This window comes from Rhizobium sp. BK399 (assembly GCF_014194695.1).
In the GTDB taxonomy this organism is placed as follows: domain Bacteria; phylum Pseudomonadota; class Alphaproteobacteria; order Rhizobiales; family Rhizobiaceae; genus Rhizobium.
Genome location: NZ_JACIAH010000011.1, coordinates 71,997 through 92,586 on the forward strand (window position 1 = coordinate 71,997; position 20,590 = coordinate 92,586).

Annotated in this window: 16 protein-coding genes and 1 tRNA gene; 7 read left to right on the forward strand and 10 right to left on the reverse strand. The window is 59.3% G+C overall.

The window, feature by feature from the left end:
- Positions 1-45: 45 nt before the first annotated feature.
- On the reverse strand, positions 46-1,335 hold the full coding sequence (locus tag FHT97_RS21200; RefSeq protein ID WP_348649627.1) for a tlde1 domain-containing protein: 1,290 nt from the start codon (positions 1,333-1,335) through the stop codon (positions 46-48).
- Positions 1,336-1,662: 327 nt separating this feature from the next.
- Between FHT97_RS21200 and FHT97_RS21205 the strand changes: the two genes are divergently transcribed.
- Positions 1,663-2,682 (forward strand): class I SAM-dependent methyltransferase, encoded by a 1,020-nt coding sequence (locus tag FHT97_RS21205; protein WP_183864161.1) that lies wholly within the window; start codon positions 1,663-1,665, stop codon positions 2,680-2,682.
- Between the two features lie 18 nt (positions 2,683-2,700).
- On the opposite strand, the gene phaC is transcribed toward FHT97_RS21205, so the two are convergent.
- Positions 2,701-4,539 (reverse strand): class I poly(R)-hydroxyalkanoic acid synthase, encoded by a 1,839-nt coding sequence (gene phaC / locus FHT97_RS21210; protein WP_183864162.1) that lies wholly within the window; start codon positions 4,537-4,539, stop codon positions 2,701-2,703.
- Positions 4,540-4,693: 154 nt separating this feature from the next.
- On the opposite strand from phaC, the gene FHT97_RS21215 reads away from it, so the two are divergent.
- The 4 genes from FHT97_RS21215 (at position 4,694) to recJ (ending at position 9,917) form a co-directional block, all read left to right on the forward strand.
- Positions 4,694-5,110 (forward strand): hypothetical protein, encoded by a 417-nt coding sequence (locus FHT97_RS21215; protein WP_183756963.1) that lies wholly within the window; start codon positions 4,694-4,696, stop codon positions 5,108-5,110.
- A 225-nt stretch (positions 5,111-5,335) separates the two neighbouring features.
- The gene (locus FHT97_RS21220; RefSeq protein WP_016553794.1) at positions 5,336-6,553 is read left to right on the forward strand and encodes an LL-diaminopimelate aminotransferase; all 1,218 of its coding nucleotides are present in this window, start codon (positions 5,336-5,338) and stop codon (positions 6,551-6,553) included.
- A 64-nt stretch (positions 6,554-6,617) separates the two neighbouring features.
- Positions 6,618-7,940, forward strand: a complete 1,323-nt coding sequence (locus tag FHT97_RS21225; RefSeq protein ID WP_183864163.1) for a homoserine dehydrogenase — start codon at positions 6,618-6,620, stop codon at positions 7,938-7,940.
- A gap of 174 nt (positions 7,941-8,114) precedes the next feature.
- Positions 8,115-9,917 carry a single-stranded-DNA-specific exonuclease RecJ gene (recJ, locus tag FHT97_RS21230; protein ID WP_183864222.1) on the forward strand — a complete coding sequence of 601 codons (1,803 nt, stop codon included), beginning with the start codon at positions 8,115-8,117 and terminating at the stop codon, positions 9,915-9,917.
- A 55-nt stretch (positions 9,918-9,972) separates the two neighbouring features.
- Here recJ and FHT97_RS21235 read toward each other — a convergent pair whose 3' ends face one another.
- Positions 9,973-11,217, reverse strand: a complete 1,245-nt coding sequence (locus FHT97_RS21235) for a glycosyltransferase family 2 protein (RefSeq protein ID WP_183864164.1) — start codon at positions 11,215-11,217, stop codon at positions 9,973-9,975.
- An 808-nt stretch (positions 11,218-12,025) separates the two neighbouring features.
- A complete protein-coding gene (locus FHT97_RS21240; protein WP_183756959.1) occupies positions 12,026-12,313 on the reverse strand; it encodes a hypothetical protein in 288 nt (95 codons plus the stop codon).
- 887 nt (positions 12,314-13,200) lie between these two features.
- Between FHT97_RS21240 and FHT97_RS21245 the strand changes: the two genes are divergently transcribed.
- Positions 13,201-14,313 carry an AraC family transcriptional regulator gene (locus FHT97_RS21245; protein ID WP_246712712.1) on the forward strand — a complete coding sequence of 371 codons (1,113 nt, stop codon included), beginning with the start codon at positions 13,201-13,203 and terminating at the stop codon, positions 14,311-14,313.
- Between the two features lie 102 nt (positions 14,314-14,415).
- Here the strand turns inward: FHT97_RS21245 and FHT97_RS21250 are convergent, their stop codons facing one another.
- From FHT97_RS21250 to FHT97_RS21265, 4 genes are all read right to left on the reverse strand, one after another.
- On the reverse strand, positions 14,416-14,622 hold the full coding sequence (locus FHT97_RS21250) for a hypothetical protein (protein ID WP_183864165.1): 207 nt from the start codon (positions 14,620-14,622) through the stop codon (positions 14,416-14,418).
- A gap of 41 nt (positions 14,623-14,663) precedes the next feature.
- Entirely contained in the window at positions 14,664-15,233 is a 570-nt protein-coding gene (locus FHT97_RS21255) for a hypothetical protein (protein ID WP_183864166.1), read from the reverse strand.
- Between the two features lie 1,263 nt (positions 15,234-16,496).
- Positions 16,497-16,571 (reverse strand) — tRNA-Glu (locus FHT97_RS21260).
- Between the two features lie 235 nt (positions 16,572-16,806).
- Positions 16,807-17,868, reverse strand: a complete 1,062-nt coding sequence (locus FHT97_RS21265; protein ID WP_183864167.1) for a class I SAM-dependent methyltransferase — start codon at positions 17,866-17,868, stop codon at positions 16,807-16,809.
- Between the two features lie 230 nt (positions 17,869-18,098).
- Between FHT97_RS21265 and FHT97_RS21270 the strand changes: the two genes are divergently transcribed.
- Entirely contained in the window at positions 18,099-18,533 is a 435-nt protein-coding gene (locus FHT97_RS21270; protein ID WP_016553801.1) for a hypothetical protein, read from the forward strand.
- Positions 18,534-18,640: 107 nt separating this feature from the next.
- Here FHT97_RS21270 and FHT97_RS21275 read toward each other — a convergent pair whose 3' ends face one another.
- Together FHT97_RS21275 and FHT97_RS21280 are read right to left on the reverse strand one after the other, a co-directional pair.
- The gene (locus FHT97_RS21275; RefSeq protein WP_016553802.1) at positions 18,641-19,414 is read right to left on the reverse strand and encodes an amino acid ABC transporter ATP-binding protein; all 774 of its coding nucleotides are present in this window, start codon (positions 19,412-19,414) and stop codon (positions 18,641-18,643) included.
- 20 nt (positions 19,415-19,434) lie between these two features.
- On the reverse strand, positions 19,435-20,589 hold the full coding sequence (locus tag FHT97_RS21280) for an amino acid ABC transporter permease (protein ID WP_114712612.1): 1,155 nt from the start codon (positions 20,587-20,589) through the stop codon (positions 19,435-19,437).
- Position 20,590: the final 1 nt, after the last annotated feature.

Consider the following 20,590-nt stretch of genomic DNA (forward strand, 5'->3'; position numbering starts at 1 on the left):
CAATACGGGGAAAATCGAGTATGTCTTTTATTGATAACGACCTACTCAGGAGCGGGACGAAAACAGCGAGGCGAAGGTGGAAGTCGGCTTGTTCGGCATACTGGTGACCACAACCAGCTGACGTATCTGGCCGCGCTTGAAGGCGGCGAGGAAGCGCTTGTAATCCCTGAAGGATACGCAACCGTTGGAGTCGCCGCGGGCGCCGAGCATATAGGTGTGCGCGAGCAGACCGACGCGGTTATAGACGTAGCCTGCGCCACCGACAGGGTTGAGGCGGATCGCTTCGACACCGTGGAAGAGGCTTTCACGCATCGTCAGATTGTACGTGTGCGGTGGGGTCGGTCCGCGGTTCTTGGCATGCACGAAACGCGGGTTGTCACGCATCTTGCCGAGGCCGGAATGGGCCTCCAGGCGTTCGCCGTTCGGAAGGTAGACGACGTTGGCGGAAATGTCGTACACCGCGACGCCGCTGCGCGCGACCGGGGCAGACAGTCCCTTCTTTACCGTCGGCATCGCGTCTTCGTCATCATCCGAGGCGCCCGCATCCGGCCGGGCATAGGCGAGTACCGGTTCTGCTGGAGCGCTGCGATCGCTAGGCGTCGCGCGCTTGCTCAGGCCGTCGGGCCGAGCCATCGGCAAAGGGATCGACGTGTCGCTGCCGCTCAACACGAGATCGAACGGCTGGCTTGTGGCCGGAGCCGGTTGCGCGGCCGGCGCAAGGCTTGCAACCTCGACCGGGCCAGGCTTGGGGGCGGCGGGCGGGACCTGCCCCTTGATGACGGCCTCGGGTTGCGCGGCGAGCGCCAGTAGGGCAGGGCCTTCGGCTGCCGCGACCTCTGCCTTCGAGGGAATGATGATCCGATCAGCCGAGGCAACGGCGACAGGTGTCGTCGTAACAGCGTCATCCTTTGCCCGCGCCGGCTGGGCAGGTGCTGTTGCTGCCGCAATCATGGCCGGCTTGTTCGGCGAGGCTTCAGAAACGGTAAGAGGCTCCGACTGCCCGACGAATGCTGCTGCGAGCGCTGCGGACGGGGTCGCCACGCGAACGCCCCTTGCCAGCGCCAGTTCACTCTCGGTGCTCATGCGCAGCCTCGAGAATTTCTTGACGTGAACGAGGCGCTGCGTCGGCTCAGCCTTGGTGACGGCTAGGGGTGCAAGCGCGGCGTTGGCAAGCGGACCCGCGCTCGGGGCGACCATATGCATGGTCGCGACGGTGGCGACGACCCAAGCTGAAGCGGCAAACCCGGCACCGATAAGAGCTGCACCTGAAAGGAAGCGGAAAGCGGAAACGAAACGAGAAATGGGGGTACCTATGGGCCTGCTACTGCTAAACACATCGACCGCCAACGCCATAACACTCGTCTTTCACAACTCGTTACTGGGCCGGCGGTACTAACTGATCTTCTTCGCCGGGGCCGGTATAGGAGCATCAGGGCTAAATTGCGGCTCGCTAATATGTCCGGTTGCCTGGTAGGATGACGAATTATGGTAACCAATTCCTTTACGGGAGCGCGCAAGCCGTTCGAAATTGAAACGGGGGCCCTTTGCGCATCGCCGCGGCCTTCTTTTGCGCAAGCCTCCCTCTTCTCATGACGTGCCGAGAAGTGCGGATTCTGCTATATGTCCTTCCCGTCGTAGCTCCACGCTGGGAGGGAAAAGCCGATGTCTTCGACGCAAGTGGTTCATGAAGAGGTCTCGCCGGCCTTGCTGGTCGAGGCGATGTTCGCATTTCGGAAAACGGCCGCGATGAAGGCGGCCATCGAATTCGATGTTTTCACGAGACTTGCCGGGGACGGTAAAACCGCGGCGATGCTCGCGTCGGAGTTGGGTTGCGCCGAGCGCGGAGTGCGCATTCTGTGCGACTTTCTGGTGACTTCCGGTTTCCTGACGAAGGGCGGCGACAATTACGCGCTGACGCCGTCGAGCCAGGTCTTTCTCGATCGGCGCTCGCCAGCCTATATGGGGGCTGCCATCGATTTCCTCGGCTCGCCACAAATGGTGTCGTTGCTGCTCGACGACCCGGCTGCCTATGTCCGCAATGGCGGTTCCGTCGGCTTGGCGAACGTTGCCCCTGACAATCCGGTGTGGGTCAAGTTTGCCCGCGCCATGGGTGCGTTCACCGGCGTAAGCGCAAAAGCCCTGGCATCGGATGTCGCGACGTGGCCAACGCCGCCAAGCAAGGTGCTCGATATTGCTGCCGGCCCCGGGTTCTTCGGGATCGAAATCGTCAAGGTGGCGGCGTCGGCACGCGTGGTTGCACTCGATTGGAAACCGGTTCTTGCTGTAACCCAAGAGAATGCGACGAAGGCGGGGGTGGCGGACCGGTTCACCTTCCAGGCTGGAAGTGCGTTCGAAGTCGATTGGGGCGGCGGCTATGACCTCATACTACTCCCGAACTTCCTTCATCACTTCGATGTTGACGGCTGCATCGCGCTTTTGAAGAAGGCGCGAGCGAACCTGGTTCCCGGAGGGCGGGTCGGGATCGTTGAGTTCGTTCCGAACGAGGATCGCGTCTCGCCGGAGTTCCCGGCTGCTTTTGCCATGGTCATGCTGGCCACGACGCCGAGAGGCGACGCTTATACGCAACAAGAGCTTGCCGACATGGCCGAATCGGCTGGGTTCCGCGTTGTCGCTTTCAAGCCGCTGCCACCATCGCCGGCCAGCCTGATCTTCCTGGAGTGATGGGTTAAGGTCTCGACCCTAGGCTCGCTCCATCACATAGCTTCCCGGCGCCTCTTCGATGGCGTTGAGCGCGGCACCGCCCGGCTTCCGGGCGGGCACGCGCTTGCCATCCTTGGCCTCGATCCAGGCCTGCCAGTGTGGCCACCACGAGCCGGCATTTTCGGCGGCTTCAGTAAACCACGCATCGTAGTCGCCCTTTGCCGCGCCACCGGTCCAGTATTGGTATTTCTTCTTGTCCGGCGGATTGACGACGCCGGCGATATGGCCGGAGCCCGCGAGCACGAAATCGACCTTGCCGCCGAAGAACTGGCTGCCGAGAAACACCGATTTTGCCGGCGCGATATGATCCTCGCGGGTTGCTAGGTTGTAGATCGGGATCTTGACGTCCTTGAGCGACAGCTTGTGGCCGTCAAGGATCATCTCGTTGGCGGTCAACGCGTTCCTGAGGTAGCAATTGCGCAGGTAGAAGGCGTGGTTGGCTGCCGCCATGCGGGTGGAATCGGCATTCCAGAAGAGCAGGTCGAAGGGCATGGGATCCTGGCCCTTCAGGTAATTGTTGACGAAGTAGGGCCAGATCAGCTCCGAGGCCCGCAGCATGTTGAAGGCGGTTGCCATCTTCGAACCGTCGAGGTAGCCGATCTCGTCCATATGGGCTTCAAGCCGTCCCAACTGTTCCTCGTCGACGAAGACTTTGAGGTCGCCGGCATAGGTGAAATCCACCTGCGTCGTGAAAAGGGTGGCGGTCTTGATCCGCTTGTTCTTCTCCTTGGCATGCAGCGCCAGCGTTGCGGCAAGCAGCGTGCCGCCGACACAGTAGCCAACAGCGTTCGCCTCCTTCTCGCCCGTCGCCTTCTCGATCGTATCGAGGGCAAAGTCGATGCCCTCGCGCGCATAGGCGGCCCAGTCTTTTTGCGCATGGCGGGCGTCTGGATTGACCCAGGAAATCACGAAGACGGTCTGTCCCTGGTCGACACACCATTTGATGAACGATTTCTGCGGGTTGAGATCGAGGATGTAGAACTTGTTGATCCACGGTGGGCAGATGAGGAGTGGGCGCTTCAGCACCGTCTCTGTCGTCGGCTCGTACTGAATGATCTGGCAGATCTCGTTCTGGGCGATCACCTTGCCTGCGGTAAGCGCCATGTCGCGGCCGACGGCGAATTTGGTCATGTCTGTCTGGCGAAGCCTGAGGTCGCCTTGGCCGGCGACGATATCCTCAGCGAGCATCTTCATGCCGCGAACCAGGTTTTCGCCGCTGGTAGCAATCGTTTCGCGATAAAGCTGCGGATTGGTGGCGACGAAGTTGGTCGGCGAAAGGGCGGCCGTGATCTGTTTCACATAGAAGCCGGCCTTGTGCTTCGTATGTTCGTCGAGGCCGTCGGTTTCGGCGACGATCTTCTCGGCCCAATCTGCGGTGATCAGGTAAACCTGCTTTAGAAATTCGAAGAACGGGTTCTTTTGCCAGTCCTCATCGGCAAAGCGTTTGTCCTTGCTGACCGATTCTTCCGCCGGCGTCTCGCCCTGCATGCGCTGCATCGACCGCATCCAGATTCCGAAGTAGCTGCTCATCAGCTGCGTCTGCGCCTCGAAGGTGCGGCGAGGATCGGCGATCCAGTACTCGGTGACCTTGGAGAGCGTCTTGACCATATCGGTCATCGGCTCTGCCGCATTCTCAGCGATCTCGCCGCGTTCGCGCGGCGCAAGCCAGGCAGTTGCCGCCTTGCCGAGATTTTCGAGCGCACGGGCGAAGTTGACCGCCATGGCCTCGGGATCTTTCAACAGGTAGGGATCTAGATCCTTTGCATTGAAGCCCGGGTTCTTTGCCTTGTTGCCGTTTTCCTGCTTGCTGTCGGTCACGCGTTTCCTCCGGCGGCAGCATGTTCCTGCAAATTGAGTTGTACATCTGGAAAGATCGATAAAACAAGTTCCGCTGACGCTTGCTCGTGCTATTGCTTTGTGGCTGCGACGAATCTAACAGTCGAAGCACCGCAGGATTTGGGACCTCTGGCACATGACGACAAACGGCATCCGCATCATCGCAAACGTGACCCGCATCGCGCTCATCAGCGCCGCCGCGGCCATGACGCTTGCCGGATGCCTGCAGACGCCTGAGGAAAAGGCCGCTTTCCGCGCCAGCCAGGCAGCGCCCACCCCTGTTGTCATGAATGCGACAAAGGGCGAGGCGCCGACCGTGAGCGGCCTGTCGCACTACAAGGACGGCTATCCCGGGTTTGGTGCGCCGCTAACAGCCGCAAACGTCCAGATGAGCGATCAGGAGGCCGGCGGGCTCCAGCAGAAGTTGACGGCACTCGCCGCCCAGCGCAAGGCCGGCACGATCTCGGAAGCCGAGTATCAGCGTCGCGTTGCGGAATTCCGCAAGCTGGCTGCCGAGCACGGCGCCGATACGCTCTCGGAAATCGCCAATTAGGCCTTGCCTTCGCTGCGATTTGGAAGCAAAGCCTTCCATCAGTGGCGGAAGATGAATTTTTCCCGATAATGCAAGGCCTACACGGCTCTCTGTCAAAGAATTGCCGTGTGACGCAAGTCTGATGAATACGGCGTTTGTGATTCTGAAGTTCGTATCGCGAACAGCCGGGAATTTAGGACGAACTTCGAGCGCGGCCGCGGTGGCCGCATTTCCGTGGGGAAAGAAATGGAAGAGTTTCACAAAGTCCGGCGTTTGCCGCCTTACGTTTTCGAACAGGTCAACCGTTTGAAAGCAAGCGCGCGAGCGGGCGGGGCCGATATCATCGATCTCGGCATGGGAAACCCTGACCTTCCGACCCCGAAGGCGATCGTCGACAAGCTCTGCGAAGTCGTCCAGGATCCGCGCACACACCGCTATTCGTCGTCCAAGGGCATTCCCGGCCTTCGCCGGGCGCAGGCCGCCTACTACGCGCGCCGTTTCGGCGTGAAGCTCAATCCGGACACGCAGGTCGTCGCGACGCTGGGCTCCAAGGAAGGCTTCGCCAACATGGCGCAGGCAATCACGGCGCCAGGCGACGTGATTCTTTGCCCGAACCCGACTTACCCGATTCACGCCTTCGGCTTCCTGATGGCCGGCGGCGTCATTCGCTCGATGTCAGTCGAGCCGGACGAGAGCTTCTTCCCGCCGCTGGAGCGCGCGGTTCGTCACTCGATTCCAAAGCCGCTGGCGCTGATCCTCAACTATCCGTCCAACCCGACGGCTTTTGTGGCGACGCTGGACTTCTACAAGGACGTCGTCGCCTTCGCCAAGAAGCACGACATCATCGTCTTGTCCGACCTTGCCTACTCCGAGATCTACTTCGAGGGCGAGCCACCTCCGTCGGTGCTGGAAGTTCCGGGCGCAATGGATGTGACCGTCGAGTTCACCTCGATGTCGAAGACCTTCTCGATGCCGGGCTGGCGCATGGGCTTTGCCGTCGGCAACGAGCGCCTGATCGCGGCACTGACGCGCGTCAAGTCCTACCTCGATTACGGCGCGTTTACGCCGATCCAGGTTGCGGCAACGCACGCGCTGAACGGCGACGGCTCCGACATTGCGGAAGTCCGCAACGTCTACAAGCGTCGCCGCGACGTCATGGTGGATACCTTCGGCAAGGCCGGCTTCGAGGTGCCGCCGCCGGCAGCAACGATGTTTGCCTGGGCCAAGATCCCGGAAAAGTTCCGTCACCTCGGTTCGCTCGAGTTCTCCAAGCTGCTCGTCGAGAAAGCCGACGTGGCGGTCGCGCCGGGCATCGGTTTCGGCGAAATGGGCGACGACTACGTGCGTCTGGCGCTCGTCGAGAACGAGCACCGTATTCGCCAGGCAGCCCGCAACATCAAGAAGTTCATGTCGACGGCAGACGAGACGATGCACAACGTCATCTCGCTCAACGCACATCGCTGATATAATCCCCTCAACGGCAGCCGCTTCGGCGGCTGCCCTTCATGACACATTTCAGGATCGATCCATGGCAGATGCCCTCAAAATCGGCATTGCGGGCTTGGGTACCGTTGGTGCTTCGCTTGTCCGTATCATTCAGCAGCGCAGCAACGAGCTGGCCGCAACGTGCGGACGCCCGATCCTGATTACGGGAGTTTCCGCCCGCGACAAGACCAAGGACCGCGGCATCGATGTTGGCGGCATCGAATGGTTCGACCGGCCGGAAGATCTGGCGGAGAAGGGCGACATCGACGTTTTCGTCGAACTCATGGGTGGAGTCGACGGTTCCGCGAACAGCTCCGTGCGCGCGGCTCTGCAGCGTGGTCTCCATGTGGTGACCGCGAACAAGGCGCTGCTTGCCTATCACGGCGTCGAGCTGGCGACGATCGCGGAAGAGAAGGGCGCGTTGCTGAACTTCGAAGCAGCCGTTGCCGGCGGCATCCCTGTCATCAAGGCGCTGCGTGAGTCACTGACCGGTAACACGATCTCCCGCATCTACGGGATCATGAACGGCACCTGCAACTACATCCTGACGAAGATGGAGAAAGAGGGCCTGTCCTTCGCCGACTGCCTGAAGGAAGCACAGCGCCTCGGCTATGCAGAAGCCGATCCGGCCTTCGATATTGAAGGCAACGACACCGCCCACAAGCTCTCGATTCTCACGACACTTGCCTTCGGAAACCAGATCGCTGCCGACGATATCTATCTCGAAGGCATCACCAACATCTCGATCGAGGATATTCACGCTGCAGCCGATCTCGGCTACCGCATTAAGCTGCTCGGCGTTGCGCAGCGCACGGATACCGGCATCGAGCAGCGCGTGCATCCGACCATGGTGCCCGTCGATTCTGTGATTGCGCAGGTCGATGGCGTGACGAACGCGGTTGCGATCGAGTCGGACGTTCTCGGCGAGTTGCTGATGGTCGGCCCGGGCGCCGGCGGCAACGCAACGGCTTCGTCGGTGCTCGGTGACATCGCGGACATCGCCAAGAGCCGACCCGGCGCACAGCGCGTTCCCGTTCTCTGCCATCCTGCCAAGTCGCTGGAGCCCTATCGCAAGGCGCAGATGCAAAGCCACGAAGGCGGATATTTCATTCGCCTGACGGTACTCGACCGCACCGGCGTGTTCGCGAGTGTAGCCACCCACATGGCGGAAAACCAGATCTCGCTGGAATCGATCGTACAGCGTTCGAAGCAGCATCTGGCGCCGTCGCATCACCAGACGATCATCATGGTGACGCATGCGACAACCGAAGAGTCCGTCCGCAAGGCGGTCGCCGCAATCAAGGGCGAGGGTTACCATGTCGGAGAGCCGCAGGTGATCCGCATCGAGCGGCCGAAGGAAGACTGAGTCTTCCACGGGCGTTATGGCGTGCCGAATCCGGCGGCAGCTCTGATGCGTGCATCCACAGCTAACGTCATGCCTGGTGTCCAAAACCGTTGTGCGGCTGATCCAAGCCGCATAAAGCTGCCGATATCGCGCCCTGTCTCGGGGCGGTGACAAGCGTTGAGGGCAGCAGACGAGATGGAGATTCCGGCCGATCCGGTACAGCGCGCGTTTCTGGGCGTCGAGAAGTCCGTGTTGGACAATCGCTGGATTGCGCGCCTCGATCAAGCCGGCCAGAACCGGGCGCTCGCCATGTCGCAGATGCACGGGCTGCCTGAACTCATTGCGCGTGTTCTCGCCGGACGCGGCGTCACGGCTGACGAAGCGCTGGAGTTTCTTGATCCGACCCTTCGTGGCCTGATGCCTGATCCTTATACGCTGACGGATTGTGAGAAGGCTGCCAGGCGGCTTATGGAGGCAATTCGAAGCCAGCAGCAGGTTGCAATTTTCGGTGACTACGACGTTGACGGCGCATCGTCGTCGGCGCTGATGTTCCGATTTTTCAAGCACTTCGGCGTCAAGGCTGAGATCTATATTCCGGATCGCGTTTTTGAAGGTTATGGCCCCAACGCTGCGGCAATCGGCAGCCTGATCGACAATGGCGCACGGCTGATCGTCACCGTTGATTGTGGATCGACAAGCCACGACGCATTGGCCGAAGCTGCCAGGCGCAATATCGACGTCGTCGTCATAGATCACCACCAGGTGACACACGATTTGCCGCGTTGCCACGCGCTGGTCAATCCGAACCGCGAGGACGATCTCTCCGGGCAGGGACATCTTTGCGCCGCTGGCGTCGTGTTCCTGGTTCTCGTCGCGACGCTGCGGTTGTTGCGAGAGGCTGGCGATCCGCGCGCCAAATCGATCGATCTGCTGCAATGGCTCGATATCGTTGCGCTTGCGACTGTCTGCGACGTCGTCCCGCTGAAGGGCCTGAACCGCGCTTACGTGGTCAAAGGGCTGATCGCCGCGCGACATCAGGGCAATGCCGGCCTGTCCGCGCTGTTCCGCAAGGCCGGTCTCGCCGGGCCTGTAACGCCCTACCATTTCGGATTTCTGATCGGCCCGCGCATCAATGCCGGCGGACGCATCGCCGACGCTGCGCTCGGGAGCCGCCTGCTCACTCTCGACGACACGGGCGAGGCCGAGGCGATCGCCCAGCGATTGGACGAGCTCAACCGTGACCGGCAGGCGATGGAAGCGGCAATGCTCCAGGAAGCCGAGGCGGAGGCGCTGGCGGAATACGGGGATGGCACAGGCGCCTCGGTGATCGTCACCGCGCATGAAAAGTGGCACCCTGGGATCGTCGGCCTGATTGCAGCCCGTCTCAAGGAAAAGTTCAAACGCCCGGCCTTTGCCATCGCTTTCGACCCGTCCGGCAAGGGCACCGGCTCGGGCCGCTCGATCAACGGCTTTGACATGGGCAAGATGGTGCGCGCAGCGGTGGACGAAGGCCTGCTGATCAAAGGCGGCGGCCACGCCATGGCTGCCGGCCTCACCGTTGAGCGCGACAAGCTCGGCCGTCTACGCAGCTTTTTTTATGAACGTGCCGAAAAGACAGTAGCGGCGCTCGTCGCCAACGAGACGTTGAAGATCGACGGGGCGATTGCAGCCAGCGGCGCGACCCTCGATCTGATCGATCGGCTCGAGACAGCCGGCCCCTATGGTTCTGGCCACGCGCAGCCTCTCTTTGCGATTCCAGCCCACCGTCTTCGCGACTCCCGCCTGGTGGGCGAGAAGCACGTGAAAGTGACGCTCGAGGCCATGGACGGCACCCGGCTGGACGGGATTGCATTTCGGGCTGCCGATACGCAACTGGGCAACCTGTTGCTGAATTCCAGGGGCGCCAGCCTGCACGTTGCCGGCTCTCTCGGCGCGGACCACTATCAGGGCTCACGACGCATTCAGCTGCGCGTCCAGGACGCCGCGCCGGCGCGGTGATATCGGCGGATGCAGATGGCCAGCCGTTTCTGGACGACTGTGCCACAGACCGGCGTTAGATGAGAATGTGCTGCGTCAAGTCGCTCTCGATGAAGATCATGTTGGGCTTGTAGCCGCGCTCAAGGAATGTCTCGCGGCGGGCCATATCGGCTGCGAAGATCATTGTATTTTCGATCCCGATCGGATCATTGTCGTCGAGGTCGGCGGTGACATCGATTTCCGGCGGTAGACCGACATCGCGAAGCAGTTCGGTGATCAATGCCGGATCGGCCATGCCGCTGAGAATGAGCCGATCGACGCCTGCGGTTGCGGTCACCTGATAAGCGAGGGTCTGCATGGCGACCAGCATCGGGAAGGATTCGCGCAGTGCCGCGACTTCGGGGTGATCGCCCATGCCTCCGAGCGCGATGCGTGTATAAAGTTCGTAGGCCTTGATGAAATCCTTGCGAACCGCCCAGAAGCGAACCGCGACGGCCATGCGGTTGAGCGTGAAGACCTTGCACATTTCCTCGTAGATCGCACGTGCCTCGGGCGTCGTGCTGAGCTTTCCGCGCTTGGCGGCCATGTACAGGAAGTATTCGAGCCCGCCGCGATACTTGTCCCAGGCGACCATAACCTCCTCGTTGCCCGTCTGCGAGCGGTCGGGGGCCACCTTCGAGGCGACGACGGAGCGATAGAACGGCTGCTTGAGGAAGGCCACGCCGCTTTGGTCGAGCACATGAGCGAGATAGGGAAAGAAGCAGAAGCAAAAGTCGCGTGGAACCCACACGGAGCGCAGTGCCGACGAGCGGTAGATCGCAATTTCCGGGAAGATGTGGCGTTCGAACAGGAACTGAAACACTTCGACGAAGTCATGTTGGCCGAATTTGGTGTCCTCATCGACCTTGTAGAACGTGGTGAGGTCGCGGTCATTGATTTCGTCGTAGAGATACCAGGGCGCGTGGCAGGCGGACACGTCGGAATTAGCATCGAGGTAGGCGACCGCCGCCTTGACGCCCTCGGGAATGAGAAAGTCGTCGTCGGCGAGATAGATCGAATACTCACCGACCGCGTGGTGGAACGAGCTCGCGATATTCTTGTACGGCCCACCGTTGACTGCGCGACGGTAAAGGCGAATCGGAAGGCCCCTCGCGATGAACTCTTCGACGACCTCAGCCGTATTGTCGGTTGAGGCATTGTCGGAAATTACGATCTCGTAGGGGAAGTCGAAGTCGTAGGTTTCGCAATGCTCGAGTGCGTTGCGCAGATACGCTTCCCGATTGTAGGTCGGGATGCAGATGCTGAGTTTGATACCGCTCAATTGAATGCTCTCCGGGGCAGGGCGTTGCCTTCATGGCGTTGGTCGAAGGGCGCGGGGCGCCCGAAATTCTGCGGATCATGATTTCAAGGCGAGACGCTGCGATCACGGGCGGACCAAGGGGCCGCTCTCTCCACGGGGAGTCGCTCCCCTGTGAGCATTGCAACTTCCATCAAGATCGCCTCCGCGATGGGGATCTGTGCGCGGCCGCTTGCCGGCAAAGATTTGATGTGACTATCTATGGGGTAAAGTTGGAGCGAGGCTGGTGTTCGCGGTCGTGCGGGAAGCCGCAGCGACCGATAAGGCAATCGGAGAGATGAAGTCACGTTTTGTGGCGAGAGCGCCGCGCGTTCGCTAACTCAGACCGCGAGGTTGTGCGTCCATGCGTTGATTCGAATTAGGAACGCCTAAGCCGGTCTTGCGACCTCAAAGGACTTGAAATTCAGCGACGGCTCGTTCGAGCCTATAGTTTTTCTGCTCGCAACGAAGCGAAGTACTGTTTTCGCATAGGCTCACGCGGCGTGCTATCAGCATTGAGCGCGCATGGCGCCACAGGACCGGCAAGTGGGGCGGCTCAATGGACTTGCTCGAAAGTGAAAGGATCTGTCAGAAAGAGCCACTTTCAGTGACTTCAGCAAGCTTGAACAAATCCGTCTGCTCCAATGGGGGCCTTCCGCCAACCGCGCTGCAGCAACCGGTGGCAGCTAGACGAATACTTGATCAGCTTCCATCGAACCCGTGGAAACGTTAGTGCTCATGCCTCGCGCTATTTAGGAGTGGAGGGGGAAATGGCTTACCCCCTCGCGTACCCTCAATGATGGCTGCCGTTGCCGTTGTTGCCATTTGACAAGCCATTGGCATTGCCGTTCATCACACCATAGGATTGCATCAAGTTAGGGCGGGATGCCGGCCCCGTTGTCTGGTCGACGCCAGATGTACCGTTGCCGCCAATGTAGTCCCCGTTGCCGGTGTAGGACGACGACGACCGGCCGACGGTCGAGCCGTTGGATGTGGTGGGCTTACTGTCAATCGTAGCCTGCGCAAAGGCAGAGCTGGCGGCAAGAGTGATTGCGGCGGTGGCTATAATGAGAGACTTCATAGTTCGTTGTTCCTTTTAGCTCGAAGCATGATTGCTTCGCACTCAGGTTGTATTAGCGTCGTTGCAGCGAAGGCGCTTGTTCTGGAATGCCAGTTGTTTGCCCGTGTCTGCCAGGACACAGATTTGTCTATCGCTCATTTGCGGGCTTAGGCGCTGGGAGGTCGTCACGAACGCCCCGGCCAATGCACAGATTTGCGTCTCAAAACGTTCGTGCTGTCCAATCGTCATCGCCGGTGATCCACTGGTGGCCACGCCCAAGGACCTTAGCGGGGGCGTGCTTCCCGTATTCCTGGCTCTTGGCCCGGCTGGCTTCGTTGCGCGCTACCCTCTCTTTATTGCGATTGGGAGGCTCAAATCGATAAACCGAGCCTGCAGAAGGGAAAGGGCAAGATGGTCGCCCGCATTGACCCATCTGCTGTTGTCACCCGAAAACGCGCCCTCATGGAAATCAGGTGGGGCTGCGCACCTGCTTCCGAGAGGGGCGGACCAAGATCGAGTTTCTGCAAAAGCTTGTATGCCCGCGCAGTCGGACTATCGGTTGTGTCAAAATGGTCTTGCCAGAACGGCCCATCGATTTGGTTGTCGTAGTTCGCTGGTTCGACGCCGTACGTCTCCCATACAGGAGCCAAATCTGTTGGATTGTTGTGGCGAACGTCCTCACTGACGAAGGAATTCTCGCCACGTGGGTGGTCGGGGAGGGGCCAACTCATATGGCTCCAAGGACAGAAGCAACTCGTCACCAAGCGCGCGGTCGCGCGAGTGTCCATTCGGCGTCTTCTTGTTGGTGGCGGTTGTATTGCGCGGAAAGGCGCTTGGCTTGTCGTGTGCAGACATTAGTTTGCGCTAAGCTGCCACATTACAATTGGAAAAAAAGTGAGCGCTCTTGGTTGAAGATTGCGCGTGTCACGACAGATAGTAGCAATATCTGGCTTGGTGGGGACAACGCCATGGCTGGGCGGGGTAAAGCTAATATTCAGAGCCTGATCAACGGACCTACTGCATGGGGACTTGCCACGCGTTTGGCAGTTCGGCATCTGGAACGCGCTGGAATGGAGGTCGCGCCGCTTCTGTTGCAGTCTGGTCTATCAAGCGTGGCCATCGCGGAGCGCCAACGAATTCATGTTACGGCGCAAATGCGGTTCCTGGAGTTGGTGGGCTACGCTTTGAAGAATGCGTGGATAGGTCTCACCTTGGCCAAGGAGTGCGACCTGCGCGAACTTGGGATGCTTTATTACGTGGCGGCCTCATCACATGATCTAGGTGACGCTTTTAAACGCCTCTCAAGGTACGTAAGCCTTGGAAATGAGGCACTCGTCGTGAGGTTAGGGGAAAGGCCTGCATGCTCCATCGAAGTCTCGTACGCCGGCGTGCAGCGTCATCGGGACCGGCACCAGATGGAATTGCTGGCCTTTGCCGTCTTGCGTTTGTGCCGAAAACTCGTCGGACGGGATCTTTCGCCACACAAGGTGAGATTCATCCATCATCGAACTGGCGACCTGAGTCAAATCAGGCGAACGTTTGGGTGTGAGGTCGAGTTCGATGCAGAAATGGATGAGATCATTTTCAACGCCGGAACACTGGAGCTCCCTGTCGTTGGAGACGACCCATTTCTCAACGAACTGATATTGAAGATGTGCGACGAGGCGATGACGGCCCGCCTGGCCAACACTAGCCGCTTTCGAACTATCGTGGAAAACAACATTGCGCCACTCTTGCCGCATGCCGAGGCGACCATAAAAGCCGTCGCGAAGCGACTTGGTCTAAGCGAGAGGACATTTGCTCGGAAATTGGCGGCGGAGGGGATAAGCTTTGGCGAAATCCTGGACCAAATGCGCCGTGATCTTGCGATCCGCTACCTAGAGGACGATCTTCAGGCGTCCCAGATTGCCTGGTTATTGGGATTTCACCATCCGAGCTCCTTCAGTCATGCGTGCCGACGTTGGACAGGCAAAAGCCCGCTTGAATTTCGGCGCGCTCCTGTACGTGACCCCGCAGAGTAGTCAAGCGGACAGATCCTCGTCTTTCAGCGCGAGATGTGCCAAATTTTCGCTTTCACGGCCGATGCTATGCGCCCGCCCATAGTTCAGGGTTCGACTTGATGGTCATTTCTCACCCTTCGGAACGTGCTTCTTGAGGATGTCGACACTGGCTTCCAGCTCCGCGATCACCTTGCTGATGGTCACGCCATGCGACAGCCAATGGCGGATGCGCTCGACGTCGTACATCATCACGCCACCGCTGCTGACGTTGTCGACCAACTCCTTGATGGCGCGCTGCTTGGGCGGCTGCAGCGCGCTGGCGTCGAGCATGATCTGAAGCCGTCAGCGATCGAACGGTGATTTGTTTTCCATCACTTGTTCTTCCCAGGCTTGTCATTCTTATCCTTGTCCTGTCCCGGAGGGCCGGAGTGCTCATGATTGTCGTCGCCATAGCCATGACCTGGCTTGGTGTCACCGCTGTCGGTTGGCGTCGATGGCGTCTGGCCCTTGGTGGGTTCGCCCGAGCCATCATTCGGATCTGTTTCGCTTGGCGTGCTTGGGCCTAGGCCGCCACCGGTTGGGCCAGTATCCGCAGGTCCAGTGGGGCCAGTCGCGGTATTGTCGCTGGGGCCGCTGCCGTCAGTGGTGCCACCCGTCGAGCCGCCAGTGCTGCCGCCACCACCCGATGGTGAGGAAGGGGGCGACGATGCTGTCTCCTGCCCACGAGAAGGCTGATTGCTGGCACCTCCACCCTGCTGCTCACTGTTCCCTGCGAGAGAGCCTCTTGTCGTACCATCGCTTGCGCTGCCATGCGTGGATCCGAAGGTGCTACCGCCAGAGAACCCGACGTTGGTGGAGGTGCTACCCCAGAGAGCAGAGGAGCTTTTGCGGGCGGGTCGTCCGGTGCTATCGGCGAAAATGCTACCCGTATAGAAGCCCACCGCAATTTCCGAATTTGGAAGTTTCGCGCGGGTTTTAGAGACCTGATTGGCGCCAACATAGCTGTAGGTGCAGCTTCTCCAGAAAAGAAAGAGTTGTCGGCAATGCTTCTTCGGCGCGTTTGTAGTGTAAAGATGGTGGTGTCTTGTCTGCCCTGCGTAAGAAGCCGAGGAAAGCACCACGCAAACCGCTAAAGCGGAAGCAACAGTTTTTACGGTATTCGTGAGAAGACGTTTCATATTCAGGTCGTCCTTTGGGGTGTATTTGATGAGAGACAAATTATCTATCCAAAGGGCGTGCCGTTTGTTTCTGGCTGCCAATCTATTGCTGACGACTGCCACGGCTCTGATCCTGGCTGTTGAACCGGGTCATGCGATAGGAAAAACGGACAAGAATGTGACGGGGACTTTGGGAAGGGAGCGTGTGAAGGAAACGCGTCGACCGGGCGCCGAATTGATCGCTTAAGCATGGAAGCTCAGTCATTGCCCGGTCAGCAGTAAGGGCCGCTCACCGAACGGAGATGCGGATGCAGCGCTCGCAAACACTGCGACAACCGGAACAGTCGATGAATACCTAGCTCATCAGTCGGGGCGGTTACGGCGCTCTTTCCCCCAGCAATGTTCGGAGGGGAAAGGGGCGGTCTGGAGATTCGTGTATGAGTATCAGACGCCGATAACTGGCACGATGGCGGTTGGCGCCGCCTGGCTGACGATTCGGCAGATGCAAGCGACCGATCGCCTCCAAATCGCTCACCATCAGCAACAGGTGAACATCGCGACGCTGCCTAGCCACCTTGCCATTCTGCGATTGATGGGAGTTTTGCCTAAGGCATTGCGGAACTGCAGCAACAAGGCGTTTGAGTTCGTCAGCCTCTGCGAAGGAGAATTTGGATAACCGGTATGGGATAGGAAGGCGAACTTTGCGCTAGGAATGTGCATCGTCGGGTACCGGCATGTGGCGGACAGCTTTACCCACAGCAGGTTTACGTCTTGCTCTTCAAGACAAAACCCTCATCGCTGCGCTATCCCACACGACTGGACGGCCTGAGTGGTACACGGACCTGATGAACCCGATTCTTTCGGACTTGGCTGCAACGACTCAAAATCTGAATGCTTCGCTGGCACATTGGAGCGAAGCCATCTTGGGCTACGAGGCGCCAATCACAGGGTAGATTTTCATTTTCCCCGGCTTGCCCCCGAAAACAAATTATTCTTCGGAACTATCCGCAAACTGGCTATGTTGTAAATGAAATCAAGGAGTTGAAGTGGCACGCCCTAGGGGAGTCGAACCCCTCTTCCCAGAATGAAAATCTGGTGTCCTAACCGATAGACGAAGGGCGCTTCCTTCGTGGTGGCGCCCTTATAGTCAGGCACTTTGAATCCCGCAAGCGGCAAAACAAGAAAAAATCACAATGGCGCGATTTTTTCCCTGCTTCCAGCATCACGCTCCCACTCAGTCCCACTTATCGTTTTGATATTGTTCCGTATTATCAATTCGCGGGCCGCCTGCGAAGATGTGGAAAGGTTTGGCGATGCAGCCGATCGTAGCCGGCAGCATCGCCAATGAGCAGTTTTCTCAGGCGCGCACCTCGAAAACCATGTTGAACGGTGTTTCGGTGGCGCGGCGGAAATGCTTGAAGCCGGCGTCGAGCGCGACTTTCCTGAGCTTGGTCTCGCCGGCCTGCGCGCCGAGGGCGAGCCCGACCTCTTGAGAGAGCGATGCCGGTGTGCAGATCATTGTCGATGCGCCGTAGTAGACGCGGCCGACCGGGTTGAGATTGTCCTTCAGGCAGTCATGAGCGAAGGGCTCGACGATCAGCCAGGTGCCATCAGCAGAGAGCGATTTCTTGACATGTTTGCCGGCGCCGACCGGATCTCCCATATCGTGCAGGCAGTCGAACATGGCGATGAGATCGTAACTCCCTTCAGGGAATCCGGCCGCCGGAGACTGTTGGAAGGTGACGCGCTCGGAAACACCAGCCTCCTTTGCCGCGGCCTTCGCCCGCTCAATCGACGGCGCGTGATAGTCGAAGCCGTAGAATGTCGACGCGGGGTAAGCTTGAGCCATCAGGATCGTTGAGGCGCCATGACCGCAGCCGACATCCGCGACCTTCGCGCCCGCTTTCAGGCGAGCTTCGACGCCCTGCAAAGCCGGTATCCAGTCTGCGACCAGATTATTGTTATAGCCGGTCCTAAAGAATCGCTCGGTTCCGCGGAACAGGCAGGCGCTGTGCTCATGCCACCCCACACCCGTGCCGGCGCGGAAGGCGTCGGCCACCTTGGGTTCGTCCATCCACATGGACTGCACGACCTGAAAGGCCCCGGCGAAGAAGGCAGGGCTGTCTTCCTCGGCAAAGACCATTGCCTGCTCAGGCGTAAGGTGAAAGCGATCGGTCTTCTCGTCGTAGCTGAGGTAATCGGCTGCCGCCAAGGCAGACAGCCACTCTCTGAGATAGCGCTCCTTTATGCCGGTTTCCTTCGCTATCTCAGCTGAGTTGCGTGGTTTGCCGTCGGCCATCGCCTTGAACAAGCCGAGGTCATCGCCCAGTACCACCAGCGCTCCGGATACGGCCGCGCCCACGTCGCCGATCAACCGGCCGACGAGTGCGTCTACTTTCTGCATGTCGGGTTCGCGCATGTCTTCCTCCCTAGGAAAACGCAGGAAAAGCCAGCCCACCCGGCACTATAGCACCGTCGTCGTTCGCCGCTAAAACAACACTGAGGCATCATGGGCGCGAGTTTCATTTTCAGAATGAGAAGGCGATCTGCAAACGAAACTAAACGTACTGGTTGCGCCAATTGTCGCGTTGACAAGAAAATTGGCCAGATCGATAGTTCGATTGCCCCTAGAGGCTTGGAGGAAAGATCATGATCAAGCAGTTGACTATTCTTGCATCCGTTTCCCTGCTCGGGGCGCTGGCATTTGCAACGCCATCCTCGGCGCTGACCATGAAAGAGTGCAGCGCGAAGTATAAGTCGGCCCAGGCGGACGGCTCGGCAAAGGACATGAAGTGGAATGACTTCCGCAAGGCGCAGTGCGGTCCAGACGCGACGGCAGAGCCGGATGTCACGCTGAATAGTGGCGAGGAACCGGAAAAGCCGACGATGACGGCGCCCAAGGGCGTTTCGTTCCCGACAGCCGTTGCACCAAAATATGCGAAGGAAACGCCCGGCAAGGGCAGGATGCACACCTGCGTCGACGCCTACCACCAGAACAAGGACGCCAATACGCTCAATGGCCTGAAGTGGATCCAGAAGGGCGGCGGCTTCTACAGCCTTTGCAACGCCAAGCTAAAGAGCTGACATCTTCGTCGCGTTTGGTGATCGAAGGAGACCATTGCGATAGGTTCCGAAATGAAAAGGCCGCCGGACAAAATCCGGCGGCCTTTGAATTGATCGGAGGCGTCTGCCTAGTGCAGGATCTGGCTGAGGAACAGCTTGGTGCGTTCGTGTTGCGGATTGTCGAAGAACTCGGCCGGCGAGTTCTGTTCGACGATCTGGCCTTGGTCCATGAAGATGACACGGTTGGCGACCTGACGCGCAAACCCCATTTCGTGTGTCACGCAGAGCATGGTCATGCCTTCTTCGGCGAGCCCGACCATCGTCTCCAGCACTTCCTTGATCATCTCAGGGTCGAGCGCCGATGTCGGCTCGTCGAACAGCATGATCTTCGGATTCATGCAGAGCGAACGGGCGATCGCCACGCGTTGCTGCTGACCGCCGGAGAGCTGGCCTGGGTACTTGTTGGCCTGCTCCGGGATCTTCACGCGCTTCAGGAAGTGCATGGCGACTTCTTCCGCCTGCTTCTTCGGCATCTTGCGCACCCAGATTGGGGCCAGCGTGCAGTTTTCCAGGATGGTCAGATGCGGGAACAGGTTGAAGTGCTGGAAGACCATGCCGACTTCGCGGCGGACTTCATCGATCTTCTTGAGGTCGTTGGTGAGTTCGACGCCATCGACGACGATCTGCCCTTTCTGGTGTTCTTCCAGGCGGTTGATGCAGCGGATCATGGTCGACTTGCCGGATCCCGACGGGCCGGCAATGACGATGCGCTCGCCGCGCATTACTTTCAGATTGATGTCACGCAGCACGTGAAAATCGCCGTACCACTTGTTCATCCCAATGATGTCGACGGCAACATCGGTTGCCGAAACGGTCATCTTTTTTTGCTGAGCTTCAGCCATGTGTTCGTTCCCTTGATCTTTTATCGTTTGTGGCCGGTATCGAGATAGCGTTCCATGAAGTTTGAATAGCGCGACATGCCGAAGCAGAACAGCCAAAAAACGAAGCCTGCGAAAATCAGGCCCGTCAATGGCGTCACAGCGCTTGCCCAGTTGGCGTCGGTAAAGTTGAACCGGACGATGCCGAGCAGATCGAACATACCGATGATCGATACGAGCGACGTATCCTTGAACATGCCGATGAAGGTGTTGACGATACCCGGGATGACCAGCTTGATCGCCTGCGGCAGGATGATCAGCCGCATCTTCTGCCAGTAGCCGAGGCCGAGTGAATCGGCGCCCTCGGACTGGCCTTTCGGGATCGCCTGCAAGCCACCGCGAATGACTTCGGCCATGTAGGCTGAGGCAAAGATCGCCACACCGATCAACGCGCGCAACAACTTGTCGATCGTGTAGCCTGCTGGCAGGAACAGCGGCAGCATCACGCTCGCCATGAACAGCACCGTGATCAGCGGGATGCCGCGGATTATCTCGATGAAGCCGACGCAGACCATCTTGATGACAGGCATCTTCGAGCGGCGACCGAGCGCCAGGATAATGCCGAACGGCAGAGACACGGCGATGCCCACGAATGAAAGCACCAGCGTCACCATCAGCCCGCCCCAGAGCGGTGTGTCGACGATCTCCAGGCCGAAGCCGCCGTAGAGCAGCCAGAAGGCAAGGAGCGGCAGGGCGATGAAGAGCAGGACTGCGTTGGTGCCCTTGAACGGTGCTTTTGGTATCAGCATCGGTACCAAGAGCAGCACGAACAAAATCCCGACGATGGTCGGGCGCCAGCGTTCGTCGAGCGGGTATCGACCGTACACGAACTGGTCGACCTTCGCATTCACGAATGCCCAGCAAGCACCGCTCCAGCCGTCGGGCTGAATGCCGCCCTGAACCGCTGTTGCACAGAAGGTGCGATCCGTTCCGGTCCAGACGGCCTGGATGAACAGCCAGTTGATCACGTGCGGCAACGCCCAGCCAAGGAAGGCAATGGCCAAGACCGTCAGCACGATATCCTTGGGTGTCGCCATCAGGTTCTTGCGAACCCAGGCCAGCGGGCCGCTTTCGCTGCGCGGCGCCGGCTCGGCATCGAGGAAGTTGGTTCTGACGAAGGGTTGGTTGGATGTCGGCATC